This is a genomic window from Bacillaceae bacterium S4-13-56 (assembly GCA_040191315.1).
Lineage (GTDB): Bacteria > Bacillota > Bacilli > Bacillales > JAWJLM01 > JAWJLM01.
Genome location: JAWJLM010000003.1, coordinates 1 through 10,232, shown reverse-complemented (window position 1 = coordinate 10,232; position 10,232 = coordinate 1). Strand labels below are relative to the sequence as shown.

General features: G+C 37.5%; 13 protein-coding genes. 3 read left to right on the top strand and 10 right to left on the bottom strand.

Annotation, left to right across the window (positions count from 1 at the left end):
* Positions 1-184: 184 nt before the first annotated feature.
* The 9 genes from RZN25_01745 to RZN25_01705 all read right to left on the bottom strand — a co-directional run bounded on the left by RZN25_01745 (position 185) and on the right by RZN25_01705 (position 5,579).
* The gene (locus RZN25_01745; protein ID MEQ6375559.1) at positions 185-580 is read right to left on the bottom strand and encodes a rhodanese-like domain-containing protein; all 396 of its coding nucleotides are present in this window, start codon (positions 578-580) and stop codon (positions 185-187) included.
* 127 nt (positions 581-707) lie between these two features.
* The gene (locus RZN25_01740) at positions 708-1,835 is read right to left on the bottom strand and encodes an MBL fold metallo-hydrolase (GenBank protein MEQ6375558.1); all 1,128 of its coding nucleotides are present in this window, start codon (positions 1,833-1,835) and stop codon (positions 708-710) included.
* 56 nt (positions 1,836-1,891) lie between these two features.
* A complete protein-coding gene (locus RZN25_01735) occupies positions 1,892-2,188 on the bottom strand; it encodes a rhodanese-like domain-containing protein (GenBank protein ID MEQ6375557.1) in 297 nt (98 codons plus the stop codon).
* A gap of 25 nt (positions 2,189-2,213) precedes the next feature.
* Positions 2,214-2,573 carry a rhodanese-like domain-containing protein gene (locus tag RZN25_01730; GenBank protein ID MEQ6375556.1) on the bottom strand — a complete coding sequence of 120 codons (360 nt, stop codon included), beginning with the start codon at positions 2,571-2,573 and terminating at the stop codon, positions 2,214-2,216.
* A gap of 91 nt (positions 2,574-2,664) precedes the next feature.
* Complete coding sequence (locus tag RZN25_01725; protein MEQ6375555.1) at positions 2,665-2,925, bottom strand: metal-sensitive transcriptional regulator; 261 nt, start codon at positions 2,923-2,925, stop codon at positions 2,665-2,667.
* 87 nt (positions 2,926-3,012) lie between these two features.
* Positions 3,013-3,246 carry a glutaredoxin domain-containing protein gene (locus tag RZN25_01720; protein ID MEQ6375554.1) on the bottom strand — a complete coding sequence of 78 codons (234 nt, stop codon included), beginning with the start codon at positions 3,244-3,246 and terminating at the stop codon, positions 3,013-3,015.
* A 347-nt stretch (positions 3,247-3,593) separates the two neighbouring features.
* On the bottom strand, positions 3,594-4,190 hold the full coding sequence (locus tag RZN25_01715) for a redoxin domain-containing protein (GenBank protein MEQ6375553.1): 597 nt from the start codon (positions 4,188-4,190) through the stop codon (positions 3,594-3,596).
* 16 nt (positions 4,191-4,206) lie between these two features.
* Positions 4,207-4,938, bottom strand: coding sequence for a cytochrome c biogenesis protein CcdA (locus RZN25_01710; GenBank protein MEQ6375552.1), 732 nt, complete (start codon positions 4,936-4,938; stop codon positions 4,207-4,209).
* Complete coding sequence (locus RZN25_01705; GenBank protein MEQ6375551.1) at positions 4,938-5,579, bottom strand: hypothetical protein; 642 nt, start codon at positions 5,577-5,579, stop codon at positions 4,938-4,940. Before RZN25_01705 ends, RZN25_01710 begins: the two co-directional genes overlap by 1 nt.
* Before the next feature lie 282 nt (positions 5,580-5,861).
* On the opposite strand from RZN25_01705, the gene RZN25_01700 reads away from it, so the two are divergent.
* The 3 genes from RZN25_01700 (at position 5,862) to RZN25_01690 (ending at position 8,634) form a co-directional block, all read left to right on the top strand.
* Complete coding sequence (locus RZN25_01700) at positions 5,862-7,508, top strand: CoA-disulfide reductase (GenBank protein ID MEQ6375550.1); 1,647 nt, start codon at positions 5,862-5,864, stop codon at positions 7,506-7,508.
* An 86-nt stretch (positions 7,509-7,594) separates the two neighbouring features.
* Positions 7,595-8,170, top strand: a complete 576-nt coding sequence (locus RZN25_01695) for a class I SAM-dependent methyltransferase (protein MEQ6375549.1) — start codon at positions 7,595-7,597, stop codon at positions 8,168-8,170.
* Between the two features lie 62 nt (positions 8,171-8,232).
* A complete protein-coding gene (locus RZN25_01690; protein ID MEQ6375548.1) occupies positions 8,233-8,634 on the top strand; it encodes a secondary thiamine-phosphate synthase enzyme YjbQ in 402 nt (133 codons plus the stop codon).
* 544 nt (positions 8,635-9,178) lie between these two features.
* On the opposite strand, the gene RZN25_01685 is transcribed toward RZN25_01690, so the two are convergent.
* Positions 9,179-9,730: a VTT domain-containing protein gene (locus tag RZN25_01685; protein MEQ6375547.1), complete on the bottom strand. Its 552-nt coding sequence runs from the start codon at positions 9,728-9,730 to the stop codon at positions 9,179-9,181.
* Positions 9,731-10,232 lie beyond the last annotated feature (502 nt).

Sequence of the window (10,232 nt, the reverse complement as noted above, 5' to 3'; positions counted from 1 at the left end):
TTTTGGGCTTCATCACCTGTATGAAGCACATAACTTTTGTTGCTCTTGCCAGTTTTGGGCTTCATCCCTCTAACGTTGGGTCCTCTCGACCGATTTGTCCTTGATCCACCATATTTTAGAATAAAAAAACAAAGACCTGCCACAGGCCCCTGTTCCTCCTTCTCAACACAATGCCTTTTTCTAATTATTTTTGAACTAATTTCCCCTGCCAGCTATTTATACCACCCTCAACATTAACGATGTTTTCATAGCCGTTTTTCTGAAACAACTCCGCAGCCTGCATACTTCTATTACCGCTCTGACAAATGATAACTACCTCTATGTCTTTAGGAATCTTTTTCATACTTTCCTCTAAGTTGCTCAATGGAAAATTAAGCATCCCTTCAACATGGCCGGCTACATATTCATCATGTTCGCGAACATCTATATAGAGGGCATCATTGCCATTCTCCCCTTGTAATCTGTTAGCTAAGTCCTCCGTTGAGATCGACTGGATTTCTGATGGATTCACGTAATTATAAGCGATTACGATAATTACGGCTATTATACCAATAAATAGTGATCCTTTTTTTATGCTCATATTCGTTACCTGCCTACTTTGTAGAATTATTCTATATTATTTTAACACAAGGTTATGATTCTATAAGAATAGGGACAGGCTCCCTCTCACATGAAACAAGGTTCCTGTCCCTAAAAACCACCCATTGTTATCTCACTGCACATCGGTTTGGTCCGATTTCCATCTCGCGTTGCTTTTCTTCGTCTGGGTTAATTTTACCCATATTTGTTTGACGAATTTCTTGATAAGCGTTTGGTTGTGGTGGTAAATTTTCTGTTACCATTCTTCTAAACTCCTGCTCATCTTCTATATTAAGACCATGGTTTTTAGCAAATAATGTTCCGAGTTTTTCTGAAACACTTCCGTCATCATTAAGTTCATCAATTATCATAAAGTGAGCTGGTAAAACGATAAGTTCATCAGAAAGCTCTCTGTAGCGCTTATACAAACTTTCTCTCAAATCGCCCACCCAGTCATCTGCTAAACCAGCTAAGTCTGGGCGTCCAATGGAATCGATGAATAAAATATCACCGGAAGCTAAGAATTGTTCATCAACTACAAATGAAGTGGATCCAATGGTATGACCTGGCGTGTAAAGCGCATGAATGTCAATAGCTGTATCACCGATGGTTACCACATTTCCTCCTTCTAGAGGAGAGTATTCAAAAGTCACTTCAGTAGCATCTTTTGGTGGAAGCCAGTACGTTGCCCCTGTTTGAGCTGCGATTTCACGTCCACCAGAAATATGGTCTGCATGAAGATGCGTATCAAATACATGCGTGACTTTAGCTCCTTTTTCCTTTGCAAAATCAAGGAAAACAGAGGTCATTCGAGTGGCATCTATAATGGCTGCTTCTCCATTAGAGATGACCATATAAGACAAGCACCCTTTTCCAATACGAACAAACTGATAAAGTTCTCCGCCATCATTGAGTTCACCAACTTTAACGGGTTCTAGATGTTCACTCCAGGCTTTAATTCCACCTTCAAGATAAGAGACCTTGATACCTTTTTCGTCTAACATTTCTGCTACCATGACTGAGGAACCTTCTTTAGCACAAACGACTAAAATTTCTTCCTCTGTCGGAATCTTATCCATGATTTCGTCTACACCATCTAGTAATTCAAAGTAAGGAACATTTAAATGGTCAAAGTTTTCCCCTTCGATTTTCCAATCTTGAAAGTCACTTTCATTTCTGACATCCAAGATAAATAACCTTTCCTTGTTTACAACCTTTTGTGTGACTTCTTTAGATGTCATTACATTAACTGCCACTCTTCAAATACCCCCAATAGTATAAAAGATTTTAAAAAACTTCTCCCTATCTTTCTTTAAGACACTTTGCCTTTCCAGGAAATCATTCCACCAACCATGTTTTTAACCTTAAATCCTTGATACTCTAAAAACATAGTAGCATTCCCGCTTCGGGCTCCCGAGCGGCAAACCATAATATATTCTTTATTTTTATCCAGTTCATGGAATTTGAACTGAAGTAATCCAAGAGGAATATTAATTGCCCCAGGAATCTTTCCAGCAGCAACTTCATCCACTTCTCTTACATCAATGATGTTGACCTCTTTATTTGTTATAAGAAGCTCTTCCACTTCTCTAGGTGTAATTTGTTCCATTGACTTTATTCCTCCTCTTTGTAATTTATACCCAGGCGCTCATTCCACCCTTTACATTAGTCACTTTATCAAATCCATGTTTTTTCAACACTTTACAAGCCTTATTACTTCTCATACCACTTTGACAGATCACTACAATTTCTTTTTCTTTTGAAAGTTCTTTCGTATTTTGTGCTAGTATTTGTAGAGGGATGTTTTTGAATCCTTTAATGTGATTCGATGAAAATTCACCAGGTGTACGTACATCCACATAAATTTTGCTTTTATCTTTTAATTCTTTCCTTAGCTCTGCAGTTGTAATTTGTCTAACCCCTTTTGTTGGTAAAATACGTACAACAAGCCAAGCTACTAAAAGTGCTGGGATGATATAGTTGATATATTCCATTTCTGTTATCCTCCTCAGGATTATTCGAGTTTAAAATATTACCCCTGTGGGTATAGTACTAAACTAAAAAAAAGAAGTCAACCCCTGAAGTCTACCTGCTTTTGACCAGTAGGTTAACGGCTTCTTTAATAAGTTCATCTGTTTTTGCGTCATTCCCTTTTGAATCGATCATACAATTAACAAGATTGGAACTAACAACTACCCCAATAGTACGATCTAAAGCAGATCGTACAGCTGATAATTGAGTAATGACATCCTTACATTCTTTTTCCTCTTCCATCATGTTGAGGATTCCCCTAAGCTGTCCTTCCATTCGCTTTACTCGGTTTTTTACTTGAGTATTGTATTCCACAGTAATCAACCTTTCCAAGAATACTTCCTTTAAAGGAAATGGAATCTATTCTTTTTTATTTTTTCATTATACCCATGGGGCTATTTATTAATTCAAATAACTCATCAAAGTTTCTGGGTCAAAACCTAATACCCACTTCCCATTAACCTCCGTTTGTGGAACTCCTAATTGTCCAGTTGCTGCCACTAAGCGATTGGCTGCCGCCTGATCTAGTTGTACATTCACCTCAGAAAACGGTAGTCCTTTGTCTTTCAAAAAGTTTTTCATCATGACACAATATGGGCAAGTAGATGTTGTATATACTGTAATTTTGTTTTCCATTCTACATCTCTCCTTTTCATTTTAGTTTGGTTTTAATTTTAATACCCCTATAGGTATTTTATTAAATAGAGAAAAGAATGTCAATACAAAAGAAGATTTATTGTGCTGACTTCTTTAAAGTGAAACTTCAATCAGCGGCCGTCCCCACTGATTGTTAACACCCAAAGATATGATTTAAGATCATGAACCAATCGGACATATACGGCCAGCCAACCATGAAGCAAGCTTCACCAGCAAGGATGAAAAATTTAATTTTTTATTTTCATGGCAGTTTATCCCCCACTTTTACTTAAGATGTGAGTTGGGGGTATTACCGCCCATCCACGCGGGATAACTAAGAATGGGGGTTAGTTCATCTGTTTTAACTCCTCAACCATTTGTTCATAATTCATTGGGCCAGTCGCTTTGTGTTGTATGATTCCCTCTGTGTCGATCATAAATGACGTTGGTATTGGCCTTATTTGATATTGCGTACCAACATCCAAGTTTTCATCAATTAAAATAGGAAATGTCAATCCAAACTCTTTCCTGAAATCATAAACGTCATCTTTACTCGATTCTGTTTCTGTTAAATTGACAGCAAGAATGACTACCTTTTCATCTTCGTAAAATTTTTGCATATCAGGCATTTCCGCGCGACAAGGAGGGCACCAGGTTGCCCAAAAATTGATCATTACTTTTTGTCCACGAAAATCCGACAAAGAGACAGTTTCCCCATCAAGGGTTTTAAGGGTGAAGTCGGGTGCTTGCTTACCTACAGATAGCCCAACATCTCCAGTATCATTTTTCGAATCTTCTTCTATTACATTACTATTTTGATTTGTTGAGTTGGCATTTTCATCAACAAATTCTTCAATTGTTCCTTCGTTTTTTGGAACGACAAAATCGTATACTGCCCATCCGAGCATTCCAACTAGAATTGCAATAATAATACCTTTTTTCACAACAATACCCCCTGCTCTATCCTAAATTCGAAAACCATGTGTCTTGTACCATTTTTAAAAGAAAATTAGAGAATCTAGCCATTTGTCCTGTAAATAACAAAACTCCCATAGCAATCATAATTATAGCGCCAGTTTTCATAATCTTTTCACTGTAACGAACCAACCAACGTGTAGATCCAAGAAAGAAAGTAAACAATAGAAACGGGATAGCAAACCCAATCACATATAGAATCGTATAAAGAGTTCCAAGACCTGGGTTACTTCCTGCCACGACAAGGATAGAAGCAAAAATTGGACCTATACAAGGAGTCCAACCAGCGGCAAAACCCATACCCACGAAAATCGTTCCTACATATCCAACTGGTTTCTTTTTAAGCTGAAATCGTTTTTCTTTCATTAATGTTTTTGATTGCAGCCAACCACCTACAAACAATCCCATGAGGATAATGAAAATTCCTGCTATTCTTTGAATCAATAATCCAGACTGCCCAGATAAAAGCCCCTGAATCCATTGACCAATAGAGGCTACACCTATGCCTAACCCAATAAAAATCATAGAGACACCGAACAGAAAGAAAATCGAGTGCAGGATCAACTTTCGTCTTACACGTAAGCTATTATCTTCCTGCAATTCTTTGACACTCATTCCCGTAATGTAAGACAGATAGGCTGGGAAAATAGGCAATGTACAGGGAGAGAGGAAAGATAAGACACCCGCTCCAAAAGCTAACCAAACTGTAAGATCCACTACATCACCCTCCTATTCCACAAAATAGATATTAATCCCAATACACTAACCACTATATAAAACAATATATGTGGAGAAAAGTAAAAAATAGACATAGACAATATCGCACCACTAATACTCCATCCTAATAGTGCAACTAGAAATAACGAATTTACCGAAATCTTACCATTTAATAGGGTCAATGCAATTAACAAAATAAATAAGAAAACAATTGTAATGGAAAGTGTATTTTCCCCTAATACAACCTCTGCAAATTCGTATATAAATGAGGATACAAGGAAAACTTGCAAAAATACTAACATGCTTTCCAATATATAAGAAGACTTACGCCATACCTTGTACATGATGAATAAAAAAAGTGCTGCAGTTCCTACATAAAAAGCCTTAGAGTCACTAGGATAGGCTAGTATAGCAATAGGATCTTGAATGAACGTTTGAAAATGGAAGATGATTTTGCCTACCCACATAAAAACAAGAAACAAAAATAGCATATTCCCCACTTCATCTATTGTCTTTTTCCATATTTCTTTTGGCAATTCCATAGTATATCTCACGTATAGGAAACCAAGAAAAATCCCTATTACAATGGCAAGCAAACTGTATTTAATAACAAATGGACCAATCATCCATGCTTCTGACATCCTATTTCCTCCTCGTATACTCTGTGTCCTATATCATTCTCTTTCCTTCATGTTTTTCCCTTTTCCGATCTTCTATTATTATCTCAATCAAATATTAAAATGGATCAAACATTTTTATTGTCTCTAATTTTCTAGTTTAAAAGGAAGTCTTTATCCGTGAAAAAGTTCACAGTTTAGTCACAGACAAATTTTCTTTCTATGTTATTATATACGCACGGGGGTATTTTATCAAAGGATACCTTTTCATCATACTAGAATTTTGCTAAGAGGAGTGTGCTACCCATGAAAAAAAAGATTGTTATTATTGGTGGAGTTGCAGGAGGAGCTACTGCTGCTGCTCGATTAAGAAGATTAGATGAAGAATCCACGATTGTATTATTCGAACGTGGTGAATATATTTCTTTTGCCAACTGTGGATTACCTTACTATATAGGGGAAACCATTCAACAAAGAGAAAAGCTTCTTGTTCAAACGGTAGAAGGTATGAGTAAAAGATTTAATCTAGATATACGCAATTTTAGCGAAGTCACGAAAATTAATCGTGATCGTAAAACGATTACGGTGACAAATTTAGTAACACATGAAGAATACGAAGAAAGCTATGATGTTCTCATTTTATCCCCTGGAGCTAAACCTATCGTCCCACCAATTCCAGGGCTTCAGGAAGCATCCAACATTTTTACCTTAAGAAATATTCCTGACACTGACCGTATCAAGGCCTTTGTTGATGACAAAGCTCCAAAAGAAGCAGTTGTTGTTGGAGGTGGCTTTATAGGATTGGAGATGGCTGAAAACCTTGTGGACCGGGGAGTAAAGGTCACTCTTGTGGAAATGGCTAATCAGGTAATGGCTCCACTAGACTATGAAATGGCCGCCATTGTTCACAAGCATTTAGAGGAAAAAGGAGTTCGTCTCATCTTAGAGGATGGTGTGAAATCCTTTGAAAACCAAGGAAAACAAGTGGTTTTATCCAGTGGAACATCCATAGATACAGACATGATTATCCTATCTATTGGGGTTAAACCAGAAAACTCTCTAGCTATTGATTCAGGATTAGAGGTTGGAGAACGTGGTGGAATCAAAGTAAATGAGTACCTGCAAACAAGTGATGAATCCATTTACGCACTTGGAGACGCCATTGAAGTAACCGATTATATTAATCGTAATCCAGCTATGATTCCTCTAGCAGGCCCAGCTAATCGTCAAGGACGAATAGTAGCTAACAATATTTATGGAAAACAAGAGGCCTATAAAGGAACACTTGGAACAGGTATTGCTAAGGTTTTTGACCTTACAGTAGCAACAACAGGAAATAATGAAAAGACCTTGAAACGTATCGGTAGGGACTATAAAGTTCTTCACATTCATCCAAGTTCCCACGCAGGATACTATCCGGGTGCATACGCTATAGCATTAAAACTTATATTCGATCCGAAAACAGGGTTAATCCTTGGGGCACAAGGAGTTGGAGAAGACGGAGTCGATAAACGAATCGACGTGATTGCAACAGCAATTAGAGGAGAGTTAACTGTTTTTGATTTAACAGAACTTGAGCTTTCCTATGCTCCACCTTTCTCATCAGCGAAGGATCCAGTGAACATGGCAGGGTATGTGGCTTCTAATCTGTTGGAGGAAGAAATCGAAATAGTACAATGGAACGAAATCAATGATATTGTTCATCAAGGTGGAATTCTTGTCGATGTTCGTGATCCTAAAGAGTTAGAAAATGGATACATCGGAGGCTCTATAAATATCCCATTAAATGAGCTACGCGATCAGCTTGATGATTTACCAAAGGATCAGCCAATTCACATTACATGTCAAGTTGGTCTTCGTGGTTATCTGGCTACTAGGATCTTAAAAGCAAATGGTTATCGGGCAATTAATCTAGATGGTGGTTGGAAAACCTACTCAGCTGTATATCGTTAACTCCCAATTACGTTAGACTTTTCTGTTAGTTTATTACGGAAAAGTCTAACGATTTTGATCAATATTTCATGAAAGGAGTGTATACCATGGTAGGGAAAAGATTTAATATAGAAAAATCAGCAAAACTTATCGCTCCTCAACGTTATAACCTCTTGCCTCCAGACAAAATTCTCTCCTACTTAGACATAAATAAAGACGATATTTTAGCAGATCTTGGGGCCGGAAACGGGTATTTCACTTTGCCAATGGCTTTAACTGGTGCAACCGTATATGCCGTTGATATTGAACCAAAAATGTTGAAAGAACTTAAAGATAGAGTACGCGTACTAGAATTGAAAGATCTAAATTACATTGTAAGTGACCTTGAACAAATCCCACTAGCCAATCAATCGGTTGATAAAATTTTAGCATCTCTTGTACTTCATGAAGTGCCTGATTGGAAGAAAACCTTTCTTGAAATAAAGCGAATTTTAAGAAAAGGGGGAATCATTTTAGTTATTGAATGGAAGGCGGAAGAAACTCCGATGGGGCCAGATATCTCAGAAAGAATAGCTACAGAGGATATCATTCAATATGGAAATTCTATAGGCTTTTCAGCTTCCATCTATGAAATTAATGATTCACAGTATGGGATGCTTTTTTCATCTACATCGCAAGAATAGAATCTATAAGCATCCTATGTTACATTTTCTTTATTGAATGTTTCGAAAGGATGTAGGACACTATGCTCAAAACATTTTCTTTACAGACTCATCGGCACTCACAAATGATTGATATTACTAGACAAATTGAAAATTGGTTACAGGAGGTTGGTGTTAAAAACGGTCTTGTGGCCGTCAGTTCCTTGCATACAACTGCAGGAATCACGGTTAATGAAAATGCCGATCCAGATGTTAAAAATGATATGCTCATGCGGTTAGATGAAGTTTATCCTTGGGAACACCCAAAAGATCAGCACTTAGAAGGGAATACTGCCTCCCATTTGAAAGTGAGTACCGTTGGGCATGTCCAAACTCTTATTGTTGATGGAGGTGAACTCGTGTTGGGAACATGGCAGGGGATTTATTTTTGTGAATTTGATGGACCTCGACAAAGAAAATTCGTCGTTAAAATACTAGAGGGATAAAATAGAAGGCTGCCGGTAGTTACGACAGCCTTCTATTTATAAAGTGAAACTTCAATCAGTGGCTATCCCCCATTGATTGTTAGCACCCAAGGGCATGACCCAATGGTTTGAGTGCCTCCTCCAAAACCTATAACACCTCCCAACCCCTATCCCCATGTCCTTCGAGTTGGTCTTGTCCCCCAAATGGTTCGGATACCACATTCGTTATCTGTCTATCTGTCTCCCGAAAAATCGTTACATAAACAGTATTTTCATCACTATGGAGTAAGAGAGGCGGCACTCAAACCAAGCTATCGTCACTCAAGCAACATCGGTAGCACTCAAGTTCATCTACTAGCCCCATGTCCGGGAAAAGCATCAATTAAAACAGGCATGTTGGCACTTAAATTTTCAGGATCGTCATCAAAAGCCTCTGATCGTCTCTTAAAGTATAAAAGTTTCACTTAAATCCCAAAAAAAAAGCACATTAACATAAAACTTCCTTAAGAATCCACAATAACGAGAGCACATTAACTAAAAACACTTTCAGTAGAGAGAGAAAACACTAATTCGCCTCTACTCTCCACCTTTGAACTCTTTCAGTAATCAAATAAATACCCAGTAAAAAACTAAATAGGACCAAAGTTCCATACCAAGGCAACTCTGTAATTGCCTCGCCAAATGCTGTATATAGGAAGGAAGGCAAAATTACCCCAATAGCTGAATAGTAGGCATATTCTCTAAAGTTTGTGGACATGTCCATAAGATAAAGTGACAGTAAATGAAAATGTACAAAAGGCATGATCCTTAAAATCATGACCTGGCTAACGGTGAGTGTGCGATCCTGAAATACTCTTTTCTTTAATCGAGCAATCCCCATCCTAAACGAAGGAAATTTTTCCACTAAATAATAAGAAATGATGCTCATTAACGTTAAACCTATAAAAGATAAAATAGCACCTTCAATAAGGCCAAATAATACTCCACCAGCAATGCAAACAACGATTACCGGCAAAAATAAAAGGGGACGAATGACATGAAGTATTATAAATAAAAGAGGAGCGAGCCACCCTGCCCCTTCGATAAAAAGTTCAAGGGAATGATCGAATTGTTCCATTGATCTTCCTCCTCGCATAGATTCATTAGGATATTGACTATTACAACATATTACGCAATATAATTCATCTTATCAATCTTAACTTATGAAAATACCTTTTTCATGTGAGAAATAATAGCATTTTAGGTAGAAATTGGGGGTGTATCCTTTAGACCTTTCTCTGGAGCTATGTTTTATCAGTAAGTCTTTATGGCATATGGAAAGTATTATGTTTTCTTATCTGCAAGAAAAGAGAGAATCAGTTTTTTTAAACTAGATTCTCTCTTTTTTATCCCACTATTTCTTTTATCACTAAGATGACTCCTACCAGGAGCCATAACCAAATCCCCGGTCATGTAGGTAACCATGAATATTTGGAGGATTTGTTGGGTGGATTGACTCCTCAAGTGCTGCAGTTATTCTTCTCTTCCATTTTATCACCTTCTATTGATTGAAATGAGTGCTTGCATGTCTGACTAGATGGTTGCAATTTGAAAATCTCTAAAATTCGTGCGTCTCTTTG

What these genes read in the sequence shown, in the direction of transcription:
- RZN25_01685 (MEQ6375547.1), bottom strand. Translation starts at nt 9,730, where the DNA reads ATGGAACAATTCGATCATTCCCTTGAACTTTTTATCGAAGGGGCAGGG.
- RZN25_01690 (MEQ6375548.1), top strand. Translation starts at nt 8,233, where the DNA reads ATGCTCAAAACATTTTCTTTACAGACTCATCGGCACTCACAAATGATT.
- RZN25_01720 (MEQ6375554.1), bottom strand. Translation starts at nt 3,246, where the DNA reads ATGGAAAACAAAATTACAGTATATACAACATCTACTTGCCCATATTGT.
- RZN25_01745 (MEQ6375559.1), bottom strand. Translation starts at nt 580, where the DNA reads ATGAGCATAAAAAAAGGATCACTATTTATTGGTATAATAGCCGTAATT.
- RZN25_01735 (MEQ6375557.1), bottom strand. Translation starts at nt 2,188, where the DNA reads ATGGAACAAATTACACCTAGAGAAGTGGAAGAGCTTCTTATAACAAAT.
- RZN25_01705 (MEQ6375551.1), bottom strand. Translation starts at nt 5,579, where the DNA reads ATGTCAGAAGCATGGATGATTGGTCCATTTGTTATTAAATACAGTTTG.
- RZN25_01700 (MEQ6375550.1), top strand. Translation starts at nt 5,862, where the DNA reads ATGAAAAAAAAGATTGTTATTATTGGTGGAGTTGCAGGAGGAGCTACT.
- RZN25_01730 (MEQ6375556.1), bottom strand. Translation starts at nt 2,573, where the DNA reads ATGGAATATATCAACTATATCATCCCAGCACTTTTAGTAGCTTGGCTT.
- RZN25_01695 (MEQ6375549.1), top strand. Translation starts at nt 7,595, where the DNA reads ATGGTAGGGAAAAGATTTAATATAGAAAAATCAGCAAAACTTATCGCT.